Origin of the sequence: Microcoleus sp. A2-C3 (genome assembly GCF_036706065.1) — a bacterium.
In the GTDB taxonomy this organism is placed as follows: Bacteria; Cyanobacteriota; Cyanobacteriia; order Cyanobacteriales; family Microcoleaceae; genus Microcoleus.
In genome coordinates, this window is sequence record NZ_JAUBVX010000003.1 from 13,412 (window position 1) to 36,878 (window position 23,467).

The following is a 23,467-nucleotide window of genomic DNA, read 5'->3' on the forward strand; positions in this document are numbered from 1 at the left end:
TTCCTAATCCCTTGAAAATAACAGGTGCGTCGCTATGAGATTGTCGCTCTTTTTTGAGGATAGTCGATAGCGACGCACCCTACGGCTACTAGCTGCTGTAGAGATATAGATGAAAACACCGCCCTGGCACTAAAAGAGATATCCTAGATTTTTAAGTTGGCATAATGTCGTCGAGTTTCAGTTGTAAATTTGGAAACAAGTAAGAAGAAATAGTATCTCCCAAGCGATATTGTTGCTGCTGGTATGCACCATTAACTAATTGGCAGACTGTGAAAGTCGGTTGCTTTGGATTGCCGATAAATTGCCAACCACCCAAGCCCCGAAAGTCCACAATCCAATATTCGGGGATATTCAAAAAAGCGTACTCTTCCACTTTTCTTGCATAATCATCTTGCCAATTAGTGCTGACCACTTCAGCAACAAGCTTAATGGTACTACCGTTACAAATAACTGGTTCTTTTTGCCAAAGTGGTTCTTGACTTAGTTCTGCTTTATCTAAAATAATTATGTCAGGACGCAGCGCTGTAGCTTCAGCATATAGTGGTTTTATCAGACAATTTTTTGGTACCAACCAGTTGAAGTTATCCCGAAAGATTTCGACATAAATTCTACCGGCAATGCTCCCAGCAACAGCTTGGTGAGGACCAGTAGGTGACCTGTCTCTGAGTTCTCCATCAATTAGTTCATAGCGTGTATTATCCCCATGTTGGGAGATAAACTCCTCAAAGCTAAATAATTTTGGTGTAGTGTAGGTCATAGATCGTGTTTTCACGGGATGTAATTTAATTGTAATTTAACTGTAAGTAGTATGCGATCGCGCTCCCAGCTTGACAATTTCGCCCGATCGCTCTTATCGCCCTGTTTGCCCCAGTATCATTATAGATGCACTTCTAGACTGGCGAACCCAACCCACTCAAACCGACTTAAGCATAACAAAATAAGCCCGATCGCCCTAACCAGCAATTCCCCTCCTAAACTCCCTCATCGCTTCCACACTCGAAGCCATCAGCAAACAGCGACACAGTAAATTAATATCTAAATCTGGCAAAACAACACTTGCAGAAATTGTAGCATAACCCTCAGAACCCAAGCGATACATAGCCAATACACCATCCTCCCAGAACCAGACTTCAGAAACTCCCAATACTCGATAGCGTTCCAATTTTCTGACAGTACCGCTAGTAAACACTACTTCGATACATAAATCGGGAGGAGAATTTGGGGTGATGCGTCTGCCAATAAAATAAGATTCATCAGCTTGTACAGACACTATCCCTTCCTCTTCTTGGGTAAAGCTTCCCGTAGGTGCAAACTCAATATCATTTTCGGCGCAGTAAATAGCCAGCAGCGTACAAATTGTCCTACTAAAAAATTCGTGTTCCGGGGAAACTGCCAAGATTTCCACCTCTCCTCTGTAATAAAACAACTTGATTCCAGGGGAGTCAGAAAACCCCTGTTCAATTAGTTTGAACTGTTCCCAGCTAATCCCAGAATGAATGAACCGTTGGTCTATTGGCCGTAAAAGTGTCTGTGTCATCATGCCAATCTCTATTAAACTACTGAAATTATATTAAACAATTATGATTTACTTCTGCCGTAAGCTATAATGTTTCTGGCAATCTCCTCATTCATTGCATCTTTCCTGTCTGAAGAACAGGCAAGATGCCTGTTCCACAAAATATCAAGTTTATTGTGGGGTGTCTCGCCCTTGAAAAACTGATTGACAATGGTGCAATATCTAAGTTCGATCGCCCTTTCGTTACTTTCCAACCCCAACCAAGCCTCACAGTAGAGACTTGTCATAATAGTCTCAATGCCTAATTATACAACTCAAGGTCAATTCTAGGGACAAGGCTGCCCTCGAAAGAGCGATCGCACTTCTGGGCAGTAGGGACACAATCAAGAAGTGCGATCGAGAAGCGCGATCGAGCTACACTTATCTAAACGCAACTAAATCCCTGCCCATCACAACCATCGCAACCAAACTTGAGGCCATCACCATGATTCAAGCCCTACCAGAATTTGTAACATTCGATGAATTCATTGACTGGTATCCTGAAAACTCAGAATACCACTACGAATTGCACAATGGAGAGATTGTTGAGATGCCAAAAGCCACAGGCAAACATTCTAAACTGACAGGTTTTCTCGTAGCTGATCTAAATTTTGAAATCAGACGGCTACAATTGCCGTACTTCATCCCCAAAGAATCTGTCATCAAACCCATCCGCGAGGAATCTGGGTATGAACCAGATATTATTGTACTCAACGAGCAAGCAATGGGAAACGAGCCTCGATGGGAGAAATCATCAATTATTACGATGGGTTCATCAGTCCCGCTAATCGTAGAAGTAACTAGCACTAACTGGGCGGATGATTATGCCCGCAAACTAGAGGCCTACGAGTTGATGGGTATTCAGGAATATTGGATTGTAGATTATTTAGGATTGGGTGGTAGACGGTTCATTGGGAATCCTAAGCAACCAACTTTTTCGGTTTACCAACTAATTGACGGGGAATACCAAGTTAAACAATTCAGAGGGGCTGAGGTAATTGAGTCCCCAACTTTCCCAGAATTGAACCTGACAGCGCAGCAGGTGTTCGCCAAAGGGAATTGAAGAGGCTGCGTTGTAGGAGTATATTGTAAATGTGCGATCGCATTTAAGGTATCTTGTAGAGACGCGATTGCAACAGCCCCTAAAGCAACGCCGGCAATTCCCCGTTATAATATTTAAAATCTAATGAAGCTAGGACAGTGGATGGGCTTATTAGCCCTCATCGCATCTTGTTACATCCTCTGGCAAATCAGGCAAGCCCTACTGCTGCTGTTTGCCGCCGTCGTCTTAGCCACGGCCTTAAACAGACTAGCACGCTACTTACAAAAAAAATTACGACTCAAAAGGTCGATCGCCGTACTGTTCTCAATTAGCTTTTTATTCCTCGTCTTCGTAGGAATGTTCCTGATAATTGTACCGCCCTTCGCCCTGCAATTCCAGCAACTGACCCTGAGAGCCCCTCAAGGAATAGAAAGATTAAATGATTGGGTAAATCAAATCGAAAGTCGCTTCTCTGGACAAATCGGTAAGCTGCCCAATCTCAATGTTAACGACATTATGCAACAACTGCAACCTTTAGTCAACCAACTTGTTGGCGGTGCAGGAGCCTTTGTCGGCAACACATTAGGCGTTATCCTGAGCTTTTTGTTAGTCTTAGTTTTGACATTGATGACCTTAGCAGATCCCCTCTCTTACCGCAAAGCATTTATACAACTATTTCCCTCTTTTTATCGGCGGCGAATCGATAGTATTTTAGATGAATGTGAAGTAGCTCTCGGCAGATGGGTCATCGGCGCTTTGATTAGCATGAGTGTGATTGCTTTGTTGAGCTTAATTGGCCTGTCAGTTTTGCGAGTTCCCCTACCGCTAGCTCATGCTGTAGTAGCAGGATTTCTTAATTTGATTCCCAATATAGGCCCCACTATGAGCGTCATTCCGCCAATGACTATCGCACTTTTAGACTCTCCTTTAAAATCAGGTTTAGTCCTCATCCTTTACTTCTTAATTCAACAGTTTGAAAGCAACATTCTCACCCCCTACGTCATGGCACAGCAAGTATCATTGCTGCCAGCAGTAACATTAATAGCGCAAGTATTCTTCGCCACATTCTTTGGATTTTTAGGCTTGTTGCTAGCCCTCCCTCTCACCGTGGTCGCTCAAGTTTGGATTAGGGAAGCCTTAATTAAAGACATTCTCAACCAGTGGGATGCGAGTCCTAAAACCTTGGCAGCTATCCATTCTGCTATCCACGAAGAATATGAATCTATAGGAGTCACCGAAATCAGGTCAAACCAGTTACCTGAAAACAAATCAGAGATTGCCGATCGTGCAGAAAATGATGATTCTGAAAATAAATAATTCAGGTTTGTACTAATCCTAAATCTGGCTTAAATAGCAGCCTTTTTTTAGTCCGCGCAGACGTAATTTGTTTTTATAGGAGCGATTTTAATCCTTGACTCTTATAAATCGCTATTTTGTAGTCTAGAATTTTAAACCGCATCTTGTCCAGCGCTAAAAATCTGTTGCACAGTCAAATTTAACTCTGGAAATGTGGGCGAAACAATTCGATCGCACCCTCGGAACAGACTGACTTGATACTCGCCGTCAACCAAATGGTGAACAAAAAAAGTAGGTTGTTTAGGATTGCCAATATAGCGTCTGCCACCAAGTGCCAAATAGTCTGCAATCCAGTATTCGGAAATGCCTAAAGCTTCGTAATCAACCAATTTGTGCCCGTAATCATCCTGCCAATTGGTACTGACAACTTCGACAATTAGCCGGACAGAACTACCCATTGTAATGATAGATTGCTTTTTCCATCTCGGTTCGCTGTTCGTCCCTTGTCTGTCCAAAACGATCGCATCCGGTTCGTAACCAGAGCGCTCGTTATCAGCTTTGACAACGCATTCCTTGGGTACGAAGTAGGGCAACCCCAGCCTCTCGATTTCCATCCCTAGCTTCAGGGAGAGGTAGCCAGCTACTTCTGAATGTTCTCCGGTGGCTTTAGGCATCTCAACAATAGCTCCATTATGCAGTTCGTAACGGTTTTCGGAATTTTCAGGATACCAGTCAATAAATTCATCGAACGTGACTGGTTTTAATATCGCTTGAGTCATGCCGATCGCTCCTTATGTTATTTATAAGATCATCTCGATCTCTGTTATAACATTTGGCTGTGTTCTCAAGTCGAGACCGATCGCCAAAACTGCATTTACCCGATCGACATTACCTATTTCACCAAACTAAAATCTAAAAACTAAAATCTAAAATAGTCTTATGCGATCGATCGACGAAATCAACGATAAAATCAGCCAAGGCAAAGCCACAGTCTGGACAATTGAAGAACTTAAAAGTAGAGTCCAAGAAACCAGCATTAGCCAAGCAGCCAAAGAAGTCGATGTGATCACCACCGGCACCTTCGAGCCGATGGAATCCTCCGGCGCCATCATTAACCTTGGCCATACCGATCCCCCGATCAAAATCCGCCAGTGCTGGCTAGACGGCGTTTTAGCCTATTCCGGCTTCGGTGCAGTAGACCTGTACCTGGGAGCCACCCAAGTAGCCGAAGACGGCGAAGAATCGCGGGAACGGGGCGGCGGACACGTCATAGAAGACTTAATCGCCGGCAAACCCGTGCAGTTGCGAGCTTTGGGGCAAGTCACAGACTGCTACCCCCGCGCCTCCTTTGAAACCACGATTACCCGCGATACCATCAACCAGTTTTATTTATTCAATCCCCGGAACGCATATCAAAACTTTATTGTGGGAGTTAACGGGGGCGATCGCCCGCTGTTCACCTACCTCGGCCCCCTGCAACCAAACCTCGGTAACGCCGTGTATTCGAGCCTGGGAGCCATGTCTCCCCTGCTCAACGACCCCCACCTCGAAATCATCGGCATCGGCACCCGCATCTTGCTAGGAGGGGCTCAGGGCTACATCACCTGGGAAGGAACCCAGCACTTCCCGCTGCAAAAACGGCAGCCCAACGGCACTCCCATCGGGCCGGCTGCCACCCTCGCACTCATCGGCGACGCTAAACAGATGAACTCAAAATGGGTGCGCGGCTGCTACTTCAAAAACTACGGCCCATCTTTGATGCTGGGAGTAGGCATCCCCTTTCCCGTCTTAAACGAAACAGTCGTCGCCCACTGTGCAGTATCAGACAAAAAAATAGTAGCGCCGGTGGTAGATTTCTCTATCCCCCGGCGCGTTCGTCCCACATTCGGTTTAGTTAGTTATGCTCAATTAAAAACCGGTCGTATTCTGATCGAAGGCAAACCCGTGCGGGCTGCCCCCCTTGCGAGTATGTTTCTCTCGCGGCAAGTAGCATTGGAATTGAAGCAGCAAATTGAAGCTGGTCAATTTACCCTCACGGCCCCAGTTGCTCCCCTACCCACCGACAGAGTGTTTCTCCCGCAAGATTTGTGGGGCGCCCAAGTCAGGATTGAATAAAGGATTTGAGATTGGCGATTTGGCGATTTTAGGTTAGTACGTTCAAGACTAATCCAAAATCTCAAATCTCAAATCGCCTTATTCATCGGGCTTAGGCTTCTTGACCGGCTTAGGAAGGGGTTCCTTGGGGACAGCAGGTGCTGCTGCTGCGGGCTTGATGTTAGGGCGTTCTATAGGAGTACCGTCACCGCTAGGCCTAGGAGTAAAGGGACGCTTGTTTCCCCCTCCTTTGTAGCCACCACCGGGCGGCTTGCTGCCAGGGGGGAATTTCCGTTTTTTAATCGGTAGGGCACCAATATTATTGGCTTGCTCAATCATCAGACTGTCAGCTTTCAATTTGACGTGGAAATCCCAAAAAAAGCCGATCGCCTTTGTTCCTACATCCCCCTTGAGTTTCAGCTTAAAAAACTTCATCTTGTCGTCATTCTTGCGGGGAGCTTGCTTGATTTTGACGATGAGATACTTTTCTTCATCTAGCGATTGATAAATCACCTCGCCTCGAATCGAAAAATAGCCATCTTCAACATCAGCTTCCGAGGGCGGCAAAGATGCTATCGATGCTTCGTCGCTAGTCTCAATCTCCCCTGCTTCCTGATTTTCCTCATCAGAGGGAGGTTTCTTGAGCGTTTCCGGCTCCCAAACTCCCATAATCTGGGCGTGCAAATTGCCGTCTTCTTGCCTGGTGCGGGGATAGACCACCCACAGGTGTTCTTGTTCGAGATCCAGGTGGTTTTTGACTAAACTCATCACTCTACCGAGCAAAACTGCGTCGATGGCAGTTCCGTCGGCAGCTATCAACATACCTCTGGTGAATTGCTCTTCAGATTGCGTGTAGCGGCCCCGCACCAAACCAACAGCTCGGTACTGTCTGGGTTCGCTGGGAGGGGGAATGGGATGTTGGCGCATGACGGAGGGTGTGTCATCATCAGCCTGACTTTCGTTAGTGGCAGGCTTGGGGGTTGGGGGCGGTGCGACTGTGAGTGCGATCGTATTACTGGTAGATTTCGCAGGCGCTGCTTGCTCCGAGAGCGCAGGAGCATCGCTGGGCGTGTTTTTTGGCTTTGTTTTGTCCTGATCGAGGGCAGAACTGTAGCGTGGTCGTTGCAGCGTATCCTTTGGCGCTAGGGCGTCCGTTGGGGCGTCTGTTAGCGCTGGGGCCTCTGTTGTCGCTGGTGGTTGATTTTGGTCAACAGGTGCAGCCGACGACGGCGAAGCCACGGGACTTTCGTCTGGTGTATCGGGCACGGAGGCTGTAGTTGTGGGCTGATTCACGGCTGGCTCGCTTGGCAGGGCCTTGCGAGTTGAAGTAGATTTGGACGATTTGGAAGACGGGTTGGGAGAGGGGTTCATAAAAACTCCTTGCAGCGGAGACACATCCCTTGAGGGAAATTAGGAATAAACTGAAGAAACTGATTTAAAAACTACTAGCACCAAACTTGAGGCTTGCACCGGAGAGTTTGGTTTTGACCCGTCAACGCCAACTTTCAACTGCGCTACGAGCGATCCCGGATTGGCTGGCTGCTCTAATCCTTGTTGGTAAAGAGTTTGAGAGTTTGCTAACCCACGGATCGGTCGATCGCCCGAAAGCTGGCGTTGCTGGCTAATAGAATTTAGGATATTCAGATACTTCAAGTCCGGACAATCTAGGATATATCCCGACATAGCGTGTTGAATACCTAAGCATCCAACCCGGCAATATCTCGCAATGGTTTGAGGAAAATCCCCAAAGCGCCGTTCCAATCTCTCTGGAGTAGCTTGCCTATTTTACTTAATCCAATTACCTAACGGGCTGATCCGCCATATTTTCGGTAATTTTGAGCTTGACCACCCTCTAATTGGACGAAAGCCACATTCCTTGGGGCTGCGGGTCTTTGTGTCCAAAATAGTTTGGCTAGCGGGGAGTTGCGGGTCTGTTACCATATTAGCTGCAAGCAAAAGACTGGTTTCTGAATTGGGACTTTGAAGTTAAGAACTTTTATGGTTGCATGGATCTGTTAAATCGAGATGCCCCTAGGCGATGCGTTAATTCTTAGAAAATAGTAGATTTTAAGTTGGGATAGTTGAATTATGGAAAAAACAAACAAGGGTCGCGGGTTAATTAGTGTGGTAGTGGTGCTTGCGCTCATCGCTTTTGTGGGATTTTCTCTGGTTCCAATTTTGGACAGTATTCTTAAGAGCAGCCAAGCCCAAAGTCGATCGACTCCAACGCCAACTCAGACAGCGGCATCTAACGATAAGCAATCGCAGTTGCTGCAAGATCAGGTGAGGGGGTACGAATTGGTTTTGCAGCGGGAACCTGACAATGTAACTGCTCTGCGGGGGCTTTTGCAGGTGCGGCTGGAGTTGATCGGACAAGGAGTGGGGGCGATTAAGGATGTGGTGCCGACGTTGGAAAAGTTGGCTAAACTGAATCCTGAAACTTCTGAATACGGGATTTTGCTGGCTCAGGCTAAGGAACGCACGGCAGATCGCGAAGGGGCTGCTCAGGCTTATCGGTCAATTTTAGCGTCTAAGCCTGGGGAAATTAAGGCTTTGCAGGGGTTGGTGAATTTGCTGCTGGTGCAACAACGGCCGGAAGCTGCGATCGGACTACTGCAAGATACGCTGAAGGCTGCTCCGGGTGCGAATCAGGTAAAACCGGGCAGTATTGATACAACTTCGGTGCAGTTGATTTTGGGGCAGGTTTATGCTGTGCAGAAGCGCTACCCAGAGGCGATCGCGATTTACGACGAATCAGCTAAGGCGAATCCGAAAGATTTTCGTCCGACATTAGCTCATGCGATCGTATTGAAGGAACAGGGCAAAAAAGACGAGGCAAAAACGCTGTTTGATAAAGCTACAGAGTTAGCTCCTCCTAACTATAAAGACCAAATTAATCAGTTAGCTAGCGATGCTCCAAAGCCTTCGACTGCGGCTACTGCGAGTCCCGCACCGGCTGCTGCTCCTAGTCCTGAGCCTGCTGCTTCTCCTAGTCCTGAAGGTGCGCTACCTACACCTTAAGGAAAGTTTTGAGCGGATACGGGGCGGTGTCTGTGAGTGCCCGCCCCAGACTTTTAAGTGAAAAACTTGATACTTAAAACTCAAAACTACTCGCTTTCTTCCCAAATACGCAGGACTTACGAAAAGAAACCCGGTTTATACGATAAATCTTGGTTGAGCAAGGATACTTGAAGAAACCGGGTTTCTAAGCCCTCGCGCGGAGCTTCCTGTTACCGATTACCGATTACTAATTACCAATTAGGTAAGACCTCGGAGGGAATTATGACCCAAAGCGTCGATCGCGTTGTTCTACCTCCTGCTTTTGGCGACCACACTCAATTACCAGAGTCGGATGGTACTTTTGTGAAAAATTTTCAGGAGCACCCGCAAAGCTTAATTTTAACAGATTCGATCGGCCCGATTTTGCAGCAGCGGCATCCTGACGGACAATATGCGATCGGTCAAGACTGCGGTATTTACTGGCGAGAAACCGAGCCGGCGGAGAAAGGTGCAGAAGCTCCTGACTGGTTTTATGTTCCTAATGTACCTCCGAATTTAGACGGTCAAATTCGCCGTTCCTACGTGCTGTGGCGGGAACACATAGCACCGTTAATTGCGTTGGAATTTGCGAGCGGGAATGGCGATGAAGAGCGCGATCGCACTCCTTTATCGCGCACCGATGAAGGGCTGTTAACGAAACCGGGAAAGTTTTGGGTTTACGAACAGGTGATGCGAATCCCCTATTATGGCATCTACGAAATTAACAGCGGCAGATTAGAAGTTTATCGGTTAATTGACGGGTATTATCGGCTGTTAGAACTTAACGAGCGGGGTCATTTTGCGATCGTACTTTTAGGCGTAGAATTGGGACTTTGGCAAGGAAGTTATCAAAATCAAGAGATGCTGTGGCTGCGCTGGTGGGATGAGGAAGGTAATTTGCTATTGATTGGCGATGAAAGGGCAGAATTGGAGAGATTGCGGGGAGAACAACAGCGGGAAATAGCCGAGTGTGCAGAACAAGCAAGACAGCAAGCAGAACAGGCGCGACAAGCTGAATTTCAAGCAAGAAGGGCTGCAATTCCCCGGTTGTTGGGAATGGGTTTGAGTGCCGAACAGGTGGCGGAGGCGTTAGGTTTATCGGTGGAGGAAGTTGCGGAGGATGCTTGATAGGGATACCAGTTCCAAACCACTAACTTTCTGACTCCGCAGGCTGAGGCACAGACTTGGCTTTCCCTAAACGATAAGCTGTGAGAGGACTATTCCGAATATCTGCTTCTATCTGGGCAATCAGTTCATCAAGTGCAAAATTAAGACTATCAAACTGCCGACAGACTTCGCGCATTTTAGCAACTGTCTGCTTAACTTTTTCTGGTTCTGGTTGCGGTTGTTGAGTCATAGTAGGTTCCAATCACTTTTAGCTTCTCGGACAGTAGCTTCTCCGGCCTCGGCTGTAGCTTCAGCTTGTTCTATCGTTTGAGTCAGTAGTTCTATGGTAGCAGTAGGAGCGATCGGCTGAAATTCAGAAATTCGCAGCAGCAGGTTATAAAGGCGAGAATAGGAAGAGGTAGCTCGTTCTCTGATGTTTGTCAGTTGTTCTAGTACAGAAGCAGTTGCCTCGGTTTCTCCAAATATTTCAAAAACAGATAGTTCTGTTGCTCCTGCTTGATTGATTAGCTGCACAAGTCGGCGCTGTAATTCTAGGATAATTGTAATAGTTTGATTAGGCAAATCAGCCATGCACTTTCTCCTCACTCTCATCCAAATCAACCATAAAATCGGCTGTCAAACCAAATTTAACATCGCCTTCAGCATACTCTTGACGAACTTCTGCCACTTCTTTGAGTAATTCATTTCGTCGCTGTTGTCGCAGACGATTCTGAAGAATATCGAGAAGCATGGCTTGATCTTCTAGTGATAAAACTTCTACAGCTTCAAGAGCTTGCTGGAATTGAGATGTCTGTGTCGTTTTACTCATGTGTTTTTAGCTACTTAGAATTACGATAACTTTTTTTAGCCTAATTTATGATATGTTAGCACTTATAACTTATAAAATCAACAGTAAGTAGGGTGCGTCAGCCAGTGAAAAATCATGTAAAAAACAAAATTTATTGAGGGCTGACACACCCTACAAATTAATACTTCCGCTCCTGCGGCTCAAACATCGTAATCGCCACCGGCATATAAGCCAAATCGATTCCCGCAGGCGAATAATAGGCCAGCGTATGCTTCAAAAACTTCTCATCATCCCGCTGAGTAAAATCTTCCCGCGAATGAGCACCCCGACTTTCCTGCCGGTTCAAAGCAGAAGTTAAAATCATTTTTCCGACAATTATTAAACTCCGCAATTCCAAAGCTTCTACAATTTCCGTATTCCAAGATTTACCCTTGTCATCCAAGTAAACTTCTTGATATTGTTTTTCTAATTGCTCCAATTTATGCAAACCTTCCTGCATCAATTCGGCGCTGCGAAATACTCCGCAATACTCGGTCATCGTATCTTGGAACTTTTGCCGCACTTGATTGATGCGGTATTGTCCGGGACGGTCTACAAGTGCTTGAATTTGCTCTTGGGCTTCCTGGATATAACGCTGTTCATCTACTGCGGGCAACTTGCGATTTTGGACAAATTGTGCTATAGTTGCGCCAGTAACTTTGCCGTAAACTACGCATTCCAATAGCGAATTGCTGCCCAAACGGTTAGCGCCGTGAACTGAGACGCAAGCTGCTTCGCCGGCGGCAAAGAAACCATCTACCAAACTGTCAGCACTGCTGCGAACTTGCCCATCAATATTAGTTGGAATTCCGCCCATTGAATAGTGAGCAGTCGGGCGGACGGGCATCGGTTGGTTGACAGAATCAATTCCTAACAAGCGGTGGGCTTCTTCCCAAGCAAAAGGTATTTTGCTCATGATTTTTTCGCGTCCCATGTGCCGCAAATCGAGGTAAATAAAGGGGCCGCCTGCACTACCATCGAGATTAATTCCTCGGCCTGCACGAATTTCTAGGGAAATCGATCGCGATGTAATGTCCCTAGGCGCTAATTCCATCCGCGACGGGGCATAATTGGCCATAAATCGATCGCCCTCCGAATTGATCAAATAAGCCCCTTCGCCCCGCACAGCCTCGGAAATCAACACTCCCACCGGATACAAACCCGTCGGGTGAAACTGCACAAACTCCATATCTTCCAGCGGCAATCCAGCCATCGCCGCCATCGCCAAACCGTCACCAGTCGAGGCGTAATCGTTCGAGGTGGTGTTGTAAACCCGACCGTAACCCCCCGTAGCAAACATCACCGCCTTAGCGCGTACCACGGCAATTTCGCCGTCTATCAGGTTGAACATAACCACGCCCTTGGCTTGACCTGCTTCCAAAATCAGGCGCGTGACGTACCACTCCTGATAAATGTGCACTCCACAGCGGCGCAGATTGTTGACTAATTCGTGGAGGATAGCGTGACCGGTTTTGTCGGCGGCGTAGCAGGTGCGGTTGTGGGAATGTCCGCCGAAAGCGCGCTGGGCAATTCTGCCGTCTGGAAGGCGGGAGAAGAGGACTCCCATGTGTTCTAAATCGATGACTACACCTGGTGCTTCGCGGGTGAGGATTTCTACTGCATCTTGGTCGGCTAAATAGTCTGAACCTTTTACTGTGTCGAAGGCGTGGGCTTTCCAACTATCTTCGGGATCGACGTTTTGCAGGCTGGAGGCCATGCCGCCTTGGGCTGCGACGGAGTGCGATCGAATCGGGTGAGTTTTGGCAACAACAGCTACCTTTAAAGTGGGGTCAGTTCTGGCAATTTCCACGGCTGCGCGGCAGCCTGCTAAACCGCCGCCTACAATGATTACGTCGTGTTCTAGCATTTTTTGAATAATGTTGAGTGTTCTCCTCAACTTATCGTGACGCAAAAAAAAACTTCCTACCAAAAGATCGGGAAGTTTTTAACTTTTGATTGGGATCGAAAATCCAAGTCTAAAATTTCAAATTGAACTAGCCGAGGAGTTCGACAGACCTCTGATTCGACTGATTTCCCGTTGCAGAAGGTTGATCTTCGGTGGCGGGGTCTACCGAAAGCACTTCAATGTTATTGAGCAGAGTGGTAACGAAAGCAAACAGCAAAAAGGGCAGAGAAAGCACTAAAATCAAGCCGACGGTAGCCAAGGCGTAGATTTGGCGGGCGCTGCTCCAGAGGGCGAGTGCTGACGCTAGACTCAGGAAGATGACTATCAGCCAAATAATGATTTGACCGTAAATGTCGCCAAAGGTGAGGGTACATTTAAGGCGATAGTTCTGAATGTTATCCATTGATGCCTCGGGAGATTGCTATTACGACTTGTCGAAAAATACTTTGACAGCCTGTCAATACTGACTGTGAATCTATAATTTTAGCTGCTGCAACTTGCTTTTGGCGCTGTTTTAAACATTCTTTATAGAACTTGCAACAAGACTTTATGAATTTTTGTTTCTGATTGGAAAATTTTGCCGAAACAAGACTTACGCACTCCGACAAAGAAACCGGGTTTTTTACTGTTTTGGCGGGCTATACGAAGTATTTTCGCAAAAAACCCGGTTTCTGGCAACCCGTGCGTCGAGGACTACGAAACCAAGGTACAAGGGGAAAGTCTACTTTTTGACCGATCGCCGTTTTTGTAAAGTAATGTTAAGCTGCATGGGTATGGAATAAATTTTTGTAGCGTCGCACCTGTCTTTTCGCCCATGTCTTCCGATCGCACATTGCTGATTTCGCGCTGTTTCCTGGCTGGTGTGGGAACACAGATGTTTGTACACCACCAGCAGCGGATTCCGCAAGAGAGTCCGGTACTGGTAGTGAGCAATCATCGCAGTTTTTTAGATCCTGTGCTGCTGACGGCGGCTTTGGGTCGATCGATCCGGTTTGCTTGTCATCACTACATGGGTCAAGTTCCGGTGATTCGGGAAGTTGTCACGACTTTTGGGGCTTTCCCGTTGGAAGCACCGGAGCAACGACAGCAGCATTTTTTCTCACAAGCGACAGCCCTGCTACAAAGTGGGGAAATGGTGGGGGTGTTTCCAGAGGGTGCAGAACCGATGGTGAATTTTACTCAACCGAATACTATGGGGAAGTTTCAGCGGGGATTTGCTCATTTGGCTTTGCGGGCGCCGGTGCGGGATTTGGCGGTGTTGCCGGTGGCGATTGCTTCGATGGAGGAAGAGTCGGTGCGATCGGGTTTACCGCTGAAATTACTGAGTTTGTTCGATCCTTCGGAACCTTTGTTCGATCGCCCTGGGTGGCATCCTGTGATAGTTTATCAACGAGTTAATGTTTTAATCGGCCGCCCTTACTGGATTACAGTCGATCGACAGCAGCAGTATCGAGGGAAACAAGCCAAAGTAGTTGTGGCGGAACTTACAGAACACTGTCAGGGAGAAATTGCACAATTACTCGATCGAGGGTGTTTGTAAAGAAGGAAGAAGGAAGAAGGAAGAAGGAAGAGGGAAGAAGGAAGAGGGAATAAATTTTCGATTTGGGCTTGCATTGTCCTTGTGTCGCCGTCCTCGGCTGATTCTTAGTCGCTTCCTGGTTTAAGATTCCAGATTCGTCTGATGTTTTAATTGATTGTTCTTGCTCTCTGATTATCCCCTATTTTTGACAGCAATCCCCGACTGATAGAGTTCATACAATTTAATTTCTGATTTTAATCATGCCAAATGCTAACAAGGTTCGTTTTCTAACCCCCAAACCGCCGAAAGGCGATCGCCCTTTATTTGTATTTTTACCGGGTATGGATGGTAGCGGTTTACTGCTGCGGCCGCAAATTGCTAAATTAGCAAATCATTTTGACATTCGCTGCTTAACTTTACCTGCTGACGACATGGCTAGTTGGGAGGTACTTGTGACGGAAACAATTGCCTTAATTGCAGCAGAAAAGGAAGCCAATCAGCGGTCAGTTTATCTGTGCGGCGAGTCCTTTGGGGGCTGTTTGGCGATGAAAATTGTTTTAGAAGCGCCCCAATTGTGCGATCGACTAATTTTAGTCAATCCAGCTTCTTCCTTCCGACAGCAGCCTTGGGTGCAGTGGGGTTCGTACTTGACTCAGTGGCTGCCGGCGAACCTTTATCCGCTGTCGGTAATCGGTCTGTTGCCGATGTTAGCATCGTTGGGAAAGATTGCGCGCGACGATCGGCGCGCTTTGCTAGAGGCGATGCAAGCAGTACCGCAAAACACGTCTGTGTGGAGATTGGCGTTAGTGCGATCGTTTGATGTTGACGAAAATCAGTTGCGTGCGATCGAACAGCCGACGTTAGTAATTGCTAGTGGTGCCGATCGCCTGTTGCCTTCTTTAGCAGAAGCGAAGCTTTTAGTCAAGGTAATTCCGAATGCTGAAATGGTGATGCTGGCTAACAGCGGTCATGCTTGTTTGTTAGAAACAGATGTAGACCTTTATGCGATCGTGCAAGCTCACAATTTTTTGACTGAATCTGAAGAAAATCTGTCATTAGTCAGCAGTCATTAGTCATTGGTCATTGGTCATTGGTCAGTAGTCAGTAGTCAGTAGTCATTAGTCAGTAGCGACAAAATTACAGAGTGGGCTATCGGTAAAGTTTATATCTAAATATACCCCTCTTACAGTCATTAGCAAGTATCGGGAGACAAGCTACTAATGACTGATGACTAATGACCAATGACTAATGACCAATGACTAATTAAGATTCAGCCATTTTTGAGCATTAAGCCGCTGGACGACACCAAAGACCATGAGGTCTAACGTAATCTTGCGTTCATCAATCAAAAAAGGCTCTAAAGTGCTGGTTTTTGTGTTATTTTCAGCGCAGGAAAACGCTCTTTGACTTTGAATATTTTCTTGAGGAAAATACAGGTTAAATTGGCGCTGACCTGCTTGAAATTTACCAATTACCTGCCAGCAATCTCCGGCGGAACTCATGCCAGCAACGGGGAGTTTTTGCTTAGCAAAATTTACCTCTAAATCCTTAACACCCTGTTTAGTTAAAGCAGTTTGCAAGGCGGGCAAATAATCTTGTTGAATAAATTCCGCAAAGGGCTTGTCTTCAACAGCAGGTGCTTTTTCCTTTTTAGCTTTAGCTGGGGGCTTGTCGCCGTCAGCTTTGGCTGCGGGCTTTTTAGCAGCAGCCGCAGGTTTGTCAGCGCTTGGTAAGTCGCCTGTCTGCGGTGCGTCGGAACTTGTCGGGGCGTTCTCGATCGCATCACTGGGAGTTTCGGAGTCGCCAGCGGTTGGATTTTTCGGTTCTTCTGACATTAACGCTTCCTGTTAAAAGTGATGAGTAGAGGAGTCAGTAGTCATTAGTTAGCAGACTCAAGCTCTCTCTTCGGGACGATCAGAGGCTCTGACTAATAACTAATGACTAATGACTAATGACTAATGACTATTCTAAATCTCAGCGACAGCTCGTTCAATCAAACGGCGGGCGAGAGTTTGAACGCCGGTGTGTTCGTAGTAGTTGGTAGAAATGTCGAGGAATGCGCCCACATAGTCCACCTTATCGGCAGAAATTTCCACAAAATTCTGCAAGTGGCCGAGTACGTTTTCGGGAGTCAAACCTCGATCGCTCACAAAAGAGCCCATCCAGCCAGAAACCGAGTTAAAGCTTTCGCCGATAAAGCCGAGTTGGCCAGCGGGATTACCACCAGGAATCATGCCGCCGATCGACTTAAACGCCACATTATCTTGCAAATCTTGCGGGGAAAGGCGTTGAATCCAAGACTGAGTGGCCATAATAAAGTCCGGGCCCAGGGGAATCAAACCATCGAAACAAACCAAAGCAGCCATCCGCATCAGGGATTCACCGCCGTAGTCTCCCAAAGCTCCGGCAAAATCGCCGATGCTATCGCCCGGAAGCCCATTGATTTGGCAAAAAGCCAGCAATTCGGTGACTAATTTCAAAGAAAGGTCGATCGTCTGAGCTTTTTCTGGTTTCGGGGTGAGATTGCCGAGGAAGCCCAAAAACGGGACATTTTCGGATACTTTGTTGGCCATAGCAGCCGCGCCTAGGGCACCGGAGGCACTGTCGATGGTTTGGTAGAGCCAGAGAGCGCGTTGGTAGCCTTCAGCTTTATCGTTGTAGAGGGTGATCGCCCGATCGCCAATTTGCTGGATCAGATCTTCGTCTGTTTCGCCAGTAACGGTGCGAATCGTATTTTCAAAACCAACTAAATTGTTCCACTCGCCGGGAACCACAAAGTCAAGGGCTCGGAGGGCTTTGACAGTCATGTTGTCTTTAGGTAGTTGATCGACTAATTCAAAGACTGTTTTGCTCACAAAAAACTCCTTGTTGAACAGAAATCAAAGGTATTACTTTTGGCAGATGACAAAAACTTCACAGTCTCATTGTGGGAGACGCAAGTTGTGATAGCGCCAGACTGTAGTCGAGCGCGGAGTTTGACTAGAGACATTGCTATTTAACACTAGCAAGGCCGCCCAGGTTAAATTTTGACAGCCAAGCTTCGCGATCGCTAGCGGTAAAAGAGGGATCGCGGGATTGAACTTTCACCTGATAGCGATTTGCCACTAACACAGCAGTGATATTAGCACCCTGATTGACGGCAGGATAGCCGCCAATTTTCTTGGTACTTTGCTGGAATTTTGTCCCTGCTGAGGGGTTGCCGGCGATGTCGTTAATCGAGAGCATGGCGACATTTTTACCGCCTTTGTTCAACTTAGCTTCAGCAAAACCTGATTTTTCTTGAGCAAAGACGCGATTGAATCCGCCGCCGGATGACGGGAAGTATTTATTTAACTTGCTACCATCTACAGCCTTCTTGGGCAGGTTGGGATTTTGAGCAGTTGATTTATCAGCAGTTGTCTGCTTGGCTTTACCAGGTGTTTGGGTGCTTTCCTGCTGAGCTTTGTCCCAGCGGGATGGGGCTTGGGTTTGACCGCAGGCGGTTACTAACAGGAGTACCGACATCAGAAATGGAGCTAAGATTTTGCGCGCGGATGGAAATGGCATCGTTGTCTCCTTATCAGATACTTTCCGATTACAATTGTGACTCACGACTTCGCAATTTGTCTTGTGCGATCGGGTGATTTGTGCCTGCGGGATAAAAATATTTGTAAAAAAATCCTCTGCCCGCAAGGCAGAGGATTTTTGGCAATGGCGAATTCAGATGGAAGAAGACAGAAGGATTGCTCCAGACAGTCGAGTCTGGGGGTTGGGGTAAAGAAAGCAAATTTCCTAATTACCAGCAATCTCAAAACAATTTTTTCTGATTTTCCCTAGATTTAGGAGAGAAGTTTCAGAGCAGTTGTCTGTCTTCCAACTTCGGTGTTGCTCAGCAGGTAAAGCTCAGGCGTCGCTTTCAATGTGGATAAACAACAAACCCATTACCACAACTGGCATCAGCCAGCAAACGACCGGAATCAAAATCCAAGGCAAGAAAGAAGCAGCGTAGGTACCTGTCATGTCAAATTCTCCAAACTAAAGTTAGCGTGTTCCAACAGGGATATCGAGGAGTGGAGTCTAATTGTTGACTAAACCCCGGAAAATGGCATCAACGCCATTAAAGTTTTCGAGCAAGAAGTAGGCAGCAAAGACGCCGCTCATGCCGCCAATGAAGAAACCAGCGGTCAATTGGCTCCATCCTTCAGCATTTCTGAGGGAATCGGGAGTCATGGGATTAGCACTGGGGTAGCTGATGTTGTCTTGCTGGAAAGAGACCAAACCGTAGGCAGACATACCTAGTGTGCCGAGCAGAACTATCACGAGGGCTGTAATTAGTCCCCCGAGATTAGCTGCTTCTGGATAATCCCGCAGGGGTCCGAAGACGATTTCGGGGCCGACGAGGAAATAACCGTGTGCCAAACCGATTTCTAGACCTCGAACTAGGGGCGAGAGTCCTTTGCGGTAGATTGGCAAGTTCCCGATAAATGCTTTTGTGAAATCAGAAGCACTGATGGGAGTTGCTAGATGACCCGTGAAGGGGTCGCCGTTAAAGGGTTTAATAAGTTCTGCATCTCTGGGATCGGCCATATTCTCTTTTTCCTCGCTGTGCGTAAATTTTGAGGCGTTCAAGTCATATTTTACGCAGGGACGGGTTTCCTATTTGCATAATTGGCAGCTAGCTTTAGAAAAGTTCACTATTCTTTAGTTTTCGGAAGAATTTTTCTTTTGTCTCTTATACCAGAAAGCGAGTCGATCGGGCGGTACTCCGAAAAAATAAGCAATAATTACTATTTGATTGATGACGGTGGTTTGGATGACCCCAAGCTGCTGCCAGCGGCGGGCGGATGTGAACAGGGGCTGTGGCACTATTTCGATGCGACCTTGTTTTTTCAATCGGCGCACGAATTCAAAGTCTTCCATCAGGGGTAAGTCGGGAAAACCGCCGATTTTGTCAAAGGTAGCTGCGGTGAGGAAAATGGCTTGGTCGCCGTAGGGCATTTGCAGAAAGCGCGATCGCCAGTTTACCCCTATTTCTACCAGCCGCAGACAGTGCTGAGGGGCATCAATCTTGAGTGAGTAAGCCCCCCCTACTGTTTCCGGTTTTGCTAGTGCGAGGCGTGCGCCAGAGTCGTACCCACAAGGCAAAAGAGTGTCGGCGTGGAGGAACAGCAGAATATCACCAGTAGCGGAGGCGGCACCTGCATTCATTTGAGCAGCACGACCTCGCGCGGTGGAGATAACTCGCACGCCTAAAGATTGCGCTATATCTGCGGTGCGATCGCTGCTACCGCCGTCGGCGACAATGATTTCAACATTTTTGGCATTTTGGGCGGTGCAGATGACAGAGGCGATCGTAGGTGCTTCGTTTAAGGCTGGAATGATAATGGAAATTTTGAGATTGAGATTTTCGGGCGACATAGAGAATTGATCACCACTTGAAAGAGAAATGGCGGGTTTTGTACAAAGCTTATCTGTTATTTGCTAATTTTTTACGCTTAACCCGCCCTCACATTCAGCATTAACGTGCCAGGGTAGACTTTGTACAAAACTGATCGTTCAGTTGACAGTTGACAGTTGACAGTTGACAGCACTTTACGTGGAAGGAAGAGGATTGAAGCAATGAAGAGTCTGATTTTAATTTCTCCCGATCAGGGTTCAGGCTTTAAACCAATTCTTTCTGGTAATTTTTTGCTAATTATTTGCTTTTTCTCGCGCCTGCGACTATTGTCGCAAGCGCTGTCTAACCAGTGCATTTGGTTAGACAAATACACTTACTATATTATGACCTTGTGGTTACACAATCAAGTATTTTTAATCAATCAACTATGAGAATTTCTGATTTATTAAATCCATTAAATATAGTTTAGTTATTTCAAGATATTCATATCTAAACCGAGTAAATCCTCTGGTAGATCGATATCTGCAAGAGTGGGAAGATTAGCAATATTGAGATCAAGATTTTGGGCGATCGCCCGCGTAGCAGCAAATACCTCACTGGTTCCCCAGTTAATGCCCCTGAACAATTCCGGTATTGATCGCCGCAGCCCGATCAGATAATAACCGCCGTCTTTTGCTGGGCCCAAAACTAAATCGTGCTGGCTAAGTTTGTCAAAAGCTTGTGCGATGATTTCTGCTTTCAACGCAGGACAATCAGTGCCGATAATTACAGCTTTGTCTACCCCTGAATTAAAAGACTTTTGAAACGCGGCTGTCATTCTTGCACCCAAATCGCCGTCTATTTGATTTTGATAAATAATATCGCTTCCCAACCAGTCTTGCATCTGTTGTTGGCTGCCGCCTGTGTGGTGAATTTCAACGGATAGTCGGCGGGAGTTTTGGAGAGAGATGCCACCGGCGATCGCCTTTTGGGCCATCAAGCGGTGCAGGTTGGCAGCGCCTGTTTCTCCCAGCACGGGAATTAGTCGAGTTTTGGTTTTTCCCGGTTCGGGATAGCGGGTGAAAACCATCAGTTTTTCTGGAATCATACCATTTGACAATTGGGAATTGGGAATTGGGAATTGGGAATTGGGAATTGGGAATTGGGAATGACTTATCAGTTAAGGGTTTGGTTCTTGCCTAAAGTTGCATTTCCTTGTGAAACTGGAATCATTTATCGCTCCTAATTTTTCAAGGAATGAACCGCTTTCGTTGCAGAGGAATAGAAAATGAAAAATGGACAAATGATGCACGGATTGCTGATGAATATTGGTGTGTTGGGCGCGGTTTAAGATTTGTTTGTTGGTGACTTAAGTTAATCGTCGCGCCCAATACACCCTACAATAGATTAACTAAAAATTACTTATTGACGGTTAGCTCATTTCTAGCATTCGTTGGATGGGTTGCAACGCCGCTAGTTGCAGCTCTTGGGACATGGTAATTTCGGGGGTTTTATTTTTCATAGCTAGATACAATTTTTCCAAGGTATTTAATCTCATGTGCGGGCATTCGTTGCAAGCACAACTATTATTGTTGGGAGGAGCGGGAATAAAGCGTTTGTGCGGTGTTTGCTTTTGCATTTGGTGAATGATTCCCGGTTCAGTCGCCACAATAAAAGCTTGGCTGGAACTGGATTGAGAATATTTGAGCAAAGCTGTGGTGGAACCGATATAATTCGCGTGGCGAAGTACGGGAGGTTCGCATTCTGGGTGGGCGATGATTTCGGCTTCGGGATTTTCGATTTTGAGTTGAACTATCTTTTTTTCTGAGAAGTTTTCGTGGACGATGCAGGCTCCTTGCCAAAGTTCCATGTGTCTACCGCTTTGTTCCATGACGTAGCGGCCGAGATTGCGATCGGGCCCAAAGATTATTGGCTGATTTTCGGGAATTTGGTTGACAATTTTAACGGCGTTGGAGCTGGTGCAAATTATGTCGCTCATTGCCTTAATTTCAGCAGTACAGTTAATGTAGGAAATAACTAAGTGTTTTGGTCGATCGGCTTTGAATGCTGCAAAGGCTTCGGGCGGGCAACTGTCGGCGAGGGAACAACCTGCATTTAAGTCTGGCAATAATACTAATTTGTCTGGATTGAGGATTTTGGCGGTTTCTGCCATGAAATGAACTCCGGCAAAAACTATGACATCGGCGTTGGTGTTGGCGGCTTTGCGGGCAAGTTCGAGGGAGTCGCCAATGAAGTCTGCGATGTCTTGAATGTCGGAGTCTTGGTAATAGTGGGCGAGAATGACGGCGTTTAACTCTTGTTTGAGGGCGTTAATTGCTGCAAACAAGTCGTCGGGCAGTCTGGTTTGAGTAAAATTCGGAGCTGGTGCGGTGGTAAACACAGTTAGAATATTCCGGGGAAGGTGGCGGCTAGACTCAAGTGTATTTGAATTATAGTTGAATTCACCAAAAATGGTGGTAAGCGGGTGGTTGGGTTGAATTAATCTAAAATCTAAAATCTAAAATCTAAAAATGGCTGGGGGAGAGTGCAAAAATTGGTCGCTGTTTCTTATGCTGATAATAAGAAGGGGCTAGGGATCGATCGCACATGACAAATCAAATGAATCAGACTAAATCTATCAAAATTGCCGTGGTGGGGGACGTTCACGATCACTGGGAACCAGAAGACGGCGAGGCCCTGAAGCATCTGGGCGTTGATTTGGTGCTGTTTGTGGGGGATTTTGGCAATGAGTCGGTGGAGGTGGTGCGGGCGATCGCATCTTTGGACATTCCGAAAGCCGCAGTGTTTGGGAACCATGATGCTTGGTACACGGCGACGGATTGGGGCCGCAGTCAGTGCCCTTACGATCGCACTCTTGAGAATCGAGTCAAACAGCAGTTAGATTTAATGGGGGAAGCCCACGTCGGTTACGGGAAGCGAGATTTTCCAGAATTGGGCGTAACTGTGGTGGGAAGCCGCCCGTTTACTTGGGGGGGATCGGAGTGGAAGTACGGGGATTTTTACTCGGAGTGGTTTGGGGTAGAAAGTTTTGAGGAGTCTGCCAGACGCATTGCAGGGGCTGCGGCGGATGCTGACTGCGAAAATGTGATTTTTTTGGGTCATACGGGCCCGAAGGGGCTGGGAGAGGCTCCTGAAGACCCCTGCGGGCGAGATTGGAAGCCGTTAGGGGGGGATTGGGGCGACCCGGATTTTGCGGAGGCGATCGATCGAACTCGGAGTTCGGGAAAGCACATACCTCTGGTAACTTTTGGTCATATGCACCACCAACTGCGACACATCAAAAAAGAGTGGCGGAAGTCACTGGTGAGTGCTGAGGGTACGGTGTATTTGAATGCGGCCAGCGTACCGCGAATTGTGGAGAGAGAGTGCTCGAAACTGCGCAATTTCTCGATCGTCCTGCTAGAAAATGGAGCAGTGTCGGAAGTATCTCTGGTGTGGGTAGGGGAAGATTTCGCGGTGGAAAGAGAACAAATTCTTTATCGGCCGACTGGATCTGCAACTACTTGTAGTTAGGGGCAAGTCCTGGTATGATAAAATTTATGCGCCGGGAGAGGTGGCAGAGTGGTCGAATGCGCTCGACTTGAAATCGAGTGAACCGAAAGGTTCCGTGGGTTCAAATCCCACCCTCTCCGTTTTTGAGAAAATGCCCAATTTTTGGACGATCGCAACTTGGTCAGACACACCT

Annotated in this window: 29 protein-coding genes and 1 tRNA gene; 11 read left to right on the top strand and 19 right to left on the bottom strand. The window is 46.9% G+C overall.

The genetic code is table 11. The annotated features are described in order from the left end of the window. Positions 1 to 151 precede the first annotated feature (151 nt). The 3 genes from QUB66_RS02815 to QUB66_RS02825 form a co-directional block, all read right to left on the bottom strand. Positions 152 to 757: a Uma2 family endonuclease gene (locus QUB66_RS02815; protein WP_332966013.1), complete on the bottom strand. Its 606-nt coding sequence runs from the start codon at positions 755 to 757 to the stop codon at positions 152 to 154. Between the two features lie 195 nt (positions 758 to 952). Beyond that, positions 953 to 1,540, bottom strand: coding sequence for a Uma2 family endonuclease (locus QUB66_RS02820; protein ID WP_332966012.1), 588 nt, complete (start codon positions 1,538 to 1,540; stop codon positions 953 to 955). A 38-nt stretch (positions 1,541 to 1,578) separates the two neighbouring features. Continuing rightward, the gene (locus tag QUB66_RS02825; protein ID WP_332966011.1) at positions 1,579 to 1,803 is read right to left on the bottom strand and encodes a hypothetical protein; all 225 of its coding nucleotides are present in this window, start codon (positions 1,801 to 1,803) and stop codon (positions 1,579 to 1,581) included. A gap of 197 nt (positions 1,804 to 2,000) precedes the next feature. On the opposite strand from QUB66_RS02825, the gene QUB66_RS02830 reads away from it, so the two are divergent. Together QUB66_RS02830 and QUB66_RS02835 are read left to right on the top strand one after the other, a co-directional pair. Beyond that, positions 2,001 to 2,618, top strand: a complete 618-nt coding sequence (locus QUB66_RS02830) for a Uma2 family endonuclease (RefSeq protein ID WP_332966009.1) — start codon at positions 2,001 to 2,003, stop codon at positions 2,616 to 2,618. A gap of 123 nt (positions 2,619 to 2,741) precedes the next feature. After that, positions 2,742 to 3,914: an AI-2E family transporter gene (locus QUB66_RS02835; protein ID WP_265236555.1), complete on the top strand. Its 1,173-nt coding sequence runs from the start codon at positions 2,742 to 2,744 to the stop codon at positions 3,912 to 3,914. A gap of 131 nt (positions 3,915 to 4,045) precedes the next feature. Here QUB66_RS02835 and QUB66_RS02840 read toward each other — a convergent pair whose 3' ends face one another. Beyond that, positions 4,046 to 4,672: a Uma2 family endonuclease gene (locus QUB66_RS02840; protein ID WP_265236554.1), complete on the bottom strand. Its 627-nt coding sequence runs from the start codon at positions 4,670 to 4,672 to the stop codon at positions 4,046 to 4,048. A 160-nt stretch (positions 4,673 to 4,832) separates the two neighbouring features. Between QUB66_RS02840 and QUB66_RS02845 the strand changes: the two genes are divergently transcribed. After that, the gene (locus QUB66_RS02845; protein WP_265236553.1) at positions 4,833 to 6,008 is read left to right on the top strand and encodes a homocysteine biosynthesis protein; all 1,176 of its coding nucleotides are present in this window, start codon (positions 4,833 to 4,835) and stop codon (positions 6,006 to 6,008) included. A gap of 78 nt (positions 6,009 to 6,086) precedes the next feature. On the opposite strand, the gene QUB66_RS02850 is transcribed toward QUB66_RS02845, so the two are convergent. Together QUB66_RS02850 and QUB66_RS02855 are read right to left on the bottom strand one after the other, a co-directional pair. Then, complete coding sequence (locus QUB66_RS02850) at positions 6,087 to 7,358, bottom strand: hypothetical protein (RefSeq protein WP_265236552.1); 1,272 nt, start codon at positions 7,356 to 7,358, stop codon at positions 6,087 to 6,089. A gap of 39 nt (positions 7,359 to 7,397) precedes the next feature. Then, complete coding sequence (locus tag QUB66_RS02855) at positions 7,398 to 7,670, bottom strand: hypothetical protein (RefSeq protein WP_332966006.1); 273 nt, start codon at positions 7,668 to 7,670, stop codon at positions 7,398 to 7,400. 405 nt (positions 7,671 to 8,075) lie between these two features. Here QUB66_RS02855 and QUB66_RS02860 point away from each other — a divergent pair, with 405 nt between their 5' ends. Beyond that, a complete protein-coding gene (locus QUB66_RS02860) occupies positions 8,076 to 9,008 on the top strand; it encodes a tetratricopeptide repeat protein (RefSeq protein WP_265236548.1) in 933 nt (310 codons plus the stop codon). 261 nt (positions 9,009 to 9,269) lie between these two features. Beyond that, on the top strand, positions 9,270 to 10,154 hold the full coding sequence (locus QUB66_RS02865; protein ID WP_332966003.1) for a Uma2 family endonuclease: 885 nt from the start codon (positions 9,270 to 9,272) through the stop codon (positions 10,152 to 10,154). Positions 10,155 to 10,176: 22 nt separating this feature from the next. Here the strand turns inward: QUB66_RS02865 and QUB66_RS02870 are convergent, their stop codons facing one another. From QUB66_RS02870 to QUB66_RS02890, 5 genes are all read right to left on the bottom strand, one after another. Continuing rightward, positions 10,177 to 10,383 (bottom strand): hypothetical protein, encoded by a 207-nt coding sequence (locus QUB66_RS02870; protein ID WP_265236545.1) that lies wholly within the window; start codon positions 10,381 to 10,383, stop codon positions 10,177 to 10,179. Then, positions 10,380 to 10,724, bottom strand: coding sequence for a hypothetical protein (locus QUB66_RS02875; RefSeq protein ID WP_265236544.1), 345 nt, complete (start codon positions 10,722 to 10,724; stop codon positions 10,380 to 10,382). Before QUB66_RS02875 ends, QUB66_RS02870 begins: the two co-directional genes overlap by 4 nt. Beyond that, on the bottom strand, positions 10,717 to 10,962 hold the full coding sequence (locus QUB66_RS02880; protein WP_265236542.1) for a hypothetical protein: 246 nt from the start codon (positions 10,960 to 10,962) through the stop codon (positions 10,717 to 10,719). The genes QUB66_RS02875 and QUB66_RS02880 overlap by 8 nt, the downstream gene beginning before the upstream one ends. 157 nt (positions 10,963 to 11,119) lie before the next feature. Beyond that, positions 11,120 to 12,847 carry a succinate dehydrogenase/fumarate reductase flavoprotein subunit gene (locus tag QUB66_RS02885; protein ID WP_332966031.1) on the bottom strand — a complete coding sequence of 576 codons (1,728 nt, stop codon included), beginning with the start codon at positions 12,845 to 12,847 and terminating at the stop codon, positions 11,120 to 11,122. 127 nt (positions 12,848 to 12,974) lie between these two features. Further along, on the bottom strand, positions 12,975 to 13,289 hold the full coding sequence (locus tag QUB66_RS02890) for a hypothetical protein (RefSeq protein ID WP_265236540.1): 315 nt from the start codon (positions 13,287 to 13,289) through the stop codon (positions 12,975 to 12,977). Positions 13,290 to 13,700: 411 nt separating this feature from the next. Between QUB66_RS02890 and QUB66_RS02895 the strand changes: the two genes are divergently transcribed. The 3 genes from QUB66_RS02895 to QUB66_RS02905 all read left to right on the top strand — a co-directional run bounded on the left by QUB66_RS02895 (position 13,701) and on the right by QUB66_RS02905 (position 15,478). Continuing rightward, positions 13,701 to 14,426 (top strand): lysophospholipid acyltransferase family protein, encoded by a 726-nt coding sequence (locus QUB66_RS02895; RefSeq protein WP_265236538.1) that lies wholly within the window; start codon positions 13,701 to 13,703, stop codon positions 14,424 to 14,426. Continuing rightward, positions 14,395 to 14,550 (top strand): hypothetical protein, encoded by a 156-nt coding sequence (locus tag QUB66_RS02900; protein ID WP_332966000.1) that lies wholly within the window; start codon positions 14,395 to 14,397, stop codon positions 14,548 to 14,550. The genes QUB66_RS02895 and QUB66_RS02900 overlap by 32 nt, the downstream gene beginning before the upstream one ends. A 115-nt stretch (positions 14,551 to 14,665) precedes the next feature. Further along, a complete protein-coding gene (locus QUB66_RS02905; protein WP_265236534.1) occupies positions 14,666 to 15,478 on the top strand; it encodes an alpha/beta fold hydrolase in 813 nt (270 codons plus the stop codon). 186 nt (positions 15,479 to 15,664) lie between these two features. Here the strand turns inward: QUB66_RS02905 and QUB66_RS02910 are convergent, their stop codons facing one another. The 3 genes from QUB66_RS02910 to QUB66_RS02920 all read right to left on the bottom strand — a co-directional run bounded on the left by QUB66_RS02910 (position 15,665) and on the right by QUB66_RS02920 (position 17,951). Next, positions 15,665 to 16,240, bottom strand: a complete 576-nt coding sequence (locus QUB66_RS02910) for a DUF2996 domain-containing protein (protein ID WP_265236532.1) — start codon at positions 16,238 to 16,240, stop codon at positions 15,665 to 15,667. Between the two features lie 132 nt (positions 16,241 to 16,372). Then, positions 16,373 to 17,260, bottom strand: a complete 888-nt coding sequence (locus QUB66_RS02915; protein ID WP_332965999.1) for a hypothetical protein — start codon at positions 17,258 to 17,260, stop codon at positions 16,373 to 16,375. Positions 17,261 to 17,396: 136 nt separating this feature from the next. After that, positions 17,397 to 17,951, bottom strand: coding sequence for a hypothetical protein (locus QUB66_RS02920; protein WP_332965998.1), 555 nt, complete (start codon positions 17,949 to 17,951; stop codon positions 17,397 to 17,399). A gap of 36 nt (positions 17,952 to 17,987) precedes the next feature. Between QUB66_RS02920 and QUB66_RS02925 the strand changes: the two genes are divergently transcribed. Beyond that, positions 17,988 to 18,221, top strand: coding sequence for a hypothetical protein (locus QUB66_RS02925; protein ID WP_265236527.1), 234 nt, complete (start codon positions 17,988 to 17,990; stop codon positions 18,219 to 18,221). Positions 18,222 to 18,287: 66 nt separating this feature from the next. Here the strand turns inward: QUB66_RS02925 and QUB66_RS02930 are convergent, their stop codons facing one another. The 5 genes from QUB66_RS02930 to nadA form a co-directional block, all read right to left on the bottom strand. After that, positions 18,288 to 18,404, bottom strand: a complete 117-nt coding sequence (locus QUB66_RS02930; RefSeq protein ID WP_194063327.1) for a photosystem I reaction center subunit VIII — start codon at positions 18,402 to 18,404, stop codon at positions 18,288 to 18,290. 57 nt (positions 18,405 to 18,461) lie between these two features. Continuing rightward, positions 18,462 to 18,971: a photosystem I reaction center protein subunit XI gene (locus tag QUB66_RS02935; RefSeq protein ID WP_265236524.1), complete on the bottom strand. Its 510-nt coding sequence runs from the start codon at positions 18,969 to 18,971 to the stop codon at positions 18,462 to 18,464. Positions 18,972 to 19,085: 114 nt separating this feature from the next. Continuing rightward, positions 19,086 to 19,802 carry a TIGR04283 family arsenosugar biosynthesis glycosyltransferase gene (locus QUB66_RS02940; RefSeq protein WP_265236522.1) on the bottom strand — a complete coding sequence of 239 codons (717 nt, stop codon included), beginning with the start codon at positions 19,800 to 19,802 and terminating at the stop codon, positions 19,086 to 19,088. 449 nt (positions 19,803 to 20,251) lie between these two features. Further along, entirely contained in the window at positions 20,252 to 20,869 is a 618-nt protein-coding gene (locus QUB66_RS02945) for a TIGR04282 family arsenosugar biosynthesis glycosyltransferase (protein ID WP_332965997.1), read from the bottom strand. Positions 20,870 to 21,193: 324 nt separating this feature from the next. Further along, complete coding sequence (nadA, locus tag QUB66_RS02950) at positions 21,194 to 22,162, bottom strand: quinolinate synthase NadA (protein WP_332965996.1); 969 nt, start codon at positions 22,160 to 22,162, stop codon at positions 21,194 to 21,196. 218 nt (positions 22,163 to 22,380) lie between these two features. Between nadA and QUB66_RS02955 the strand changes: the two genes are divergently transcribed. Together QUB66_RS02955 and QUB66_RS02960 are read left to right on the top strand one after the other, a co-directional pair. Then, complete coding sequence (locus QUB66_RS02955) at positions 22,381 to 23,295, top strand: TIGR04168 family protein (protein WP_265236516.1); 915 nt, start codon at positions 22,381 to 22,383, stop codon at positions 23,293 to 23,295. Positions 23,296 to 23,329: 34 nt separating this feature from the next. Next, positions 23,330 to 23,414, top strand: a tRNA-Ser gene (locus QUB66_RS02960). Positions 23,415 to 23,467: the final 53 nt, after the last annotated feature.

What these genes read in the sequence shown, in the direction of transcription:
- QUB66_RS02815 (WP_332966013.1), bottom strand. Translation starts at nt 757, where the DNA reads ATGACCTACACTACACCAAAATTATTTAGCTTTGAGGAGTTTATCTCC.
- QUB66_RS02820 (WP_332966012.1), bottom strand. Translation starts at nt 1,540, where the DNA reads ATGATGACACAGACACTTTTACGGCCAATAGACCAACGGTTCATTCAT.
- QUB66_RS02825 (WP_332966011.1), bottom strand. Translation starts at nt 1,803, where the DNA reads ATGACAAGTCTCTACTGTGAGGCTTGGTTGGGGTTGGAAAGTAACGAA.
- QUB66_RS02830 (WP_332966009.1), top strand. Translation starts at nt 2,001, where the DNA reads ATGATTCAAGCCCTACCAGAATTTGTAACATTCGATGAATTCATTGAC.
- QUB66_RS02835 (WP_265236555.1), top strand. Translation starts at nt 2,742, where the DNA reads ATGAAGCTAGGACAGTGGATGGGCTTATTAGCCCTCATCGCATCTTGT.
- QUB66_RS02840 (WP_265236554.1), bottom strand. Translation starts at nt 4,672, where the DNA reads ATGACTCAAGCGATATTAAAACCAGTCACGTTCGATGAATTTATTGAC.
- QUB66_RS02845 (WP_265236553.1), top strand. Translation starts at nt 4,833, where the DNA reads ATGCGATCGATCGACGAAATCAACGATAAAATCAGCCAAGGCAAAGCC.
- QUB66_RS02850 (WP_265236552.1), bottom strand. Translation starts at nt 7,358, where the DNA reads ATGAACCCCTCTCCCAACCCGTCTTCCAAATCGTCCAAATCTACTTCA.
- QUB66_RS02855 (WP_332966006.1), bottom strand. Translation starts at nt 7,670, where the DNA reads ATGTCGGGATATATCCTAGATTGTCCGGACTTGAAGTATCTGAATATC.
- QUB66_RS02860 (WP_265236548.1), top strand. Translation starts at nt 8,076, where the DNA reads ATGGAAAAAACAAACAAGGGTCGCGGGTTAATTAGTGTGGTAGTGGTG.
- QUB66_RS02865 (WP_332966003.1), top strand. Translation starts at nt 9,270, where the DNA reads ATGACCCAAAGCGTCGATCGCGTTGTTCTACCTCCTGCTTTTGGCGAC.
- QUB66_RS02870 (WP_265236545.1), bottom strand. Translation starts at nt 10,383, where the DNA reads ATGACTCAACAACCGCAACCAGAACCAGAAAAAGTTAAGCAGACAGTT.
- QUB66_RS02875 (WP_265236544.1), bottom strand. Translation starts at nt 10,724, where the DNA reads ATGGCTGATTTGCCTAATCAAACTATTACAATTATCCTAGAATTACAG.
- QUB66_RS02880 (WP_265236542.1), bottom strand. Translation starts at nt 10,962, where the DNA reads ATGAGTAAAACGACACAGACATCTCAATTCCAGCAAGCTCTTGAAGCT.
- QUB66_RS02885 (WP_332966031.1), bottom strand. Translation starts at nt 12,847, where the DNA reads ATGCTAGAACACGACGTAATCATTGTAGGCGGCGGTTTAGCAGGCTGC.
- QUB66_RS02890 (WP_265236540.1), bottom strand. Translation starts at nt 13,289, where the DNA reads ATGGATAACATTCAGAACTATCGCCTTAAATGTACCCTCACCTTTGGC.
- QUB66_RS02895 (WP_265236538.1), top strand. Translation starts at nt 13,701, where the DNA reads ATGTCTTCCGATCGCACATTGCTGATTTCGCGCTGTTTCCTGGCTGGT.
- QUB66_RS02905 (WP_265236534.1), top strand. Translation starts at nt 14,666, where the DNA reads ATGCCAAATGCTAACAAGGTTCGTTTTCTAACCCCCAAACCGCCGAAA.
- QUB66_RS02910 (WP_265236532.1), bottom strand. Translation starts at nt 16,240, where the DNA reads ATGTCAGAAGAACCGAAAAATCCAACCGCTGGCGACTCCGAAACTCCC.
- QUB66_RS02920 (WP_332965998.1), bottom strand. Translation starts at nt 17,951, where the DNA reads ATGCCATTTCCATCCGCGCGCAAAATCTTAGCTCCATTTCTGATGTCG.
- QUB66_RS02930 (WP_194063327.1), bottom strand. Translation starts at nt 18,404, where the DNA reads ATGACAGGTACCTACGCTGCTTCTTTCTTGCCTTGGATTTTGATTCCG.
- QUB66_RS02935 (WP_265236524.1), bottom strand. Translation starts at nt 18,971, where the DNA reads ATGGCCGATCCCAGAGATGCAGAACTTATTAAACCCTTTAACGGCGAC.
- QUB66_RS02940 (WP_265236522.1), bottom strand. Translation starts at nt 19,802, where the DNA reads ATGTCGCCCGAAAATCTCAATCTCAAAATTTCCATTATCATTCCAGCC.
- QUB66_RS02945 (WP_332965997.1), bottom strand. Translation starts at nt 20,869, where the DNA reads ATGATTCCAGAAAAACTGATGGTTTTCACCCGCTATCCCGAACCGGGA.
- QUB66_RS02955 (WP_265236516.1), top strand. Translation starts at nt 22,381, where the DNA reads ATGAATCAGACTAAATCTATCAAAATTGCCGTGGTGGGGGACGTTCAC.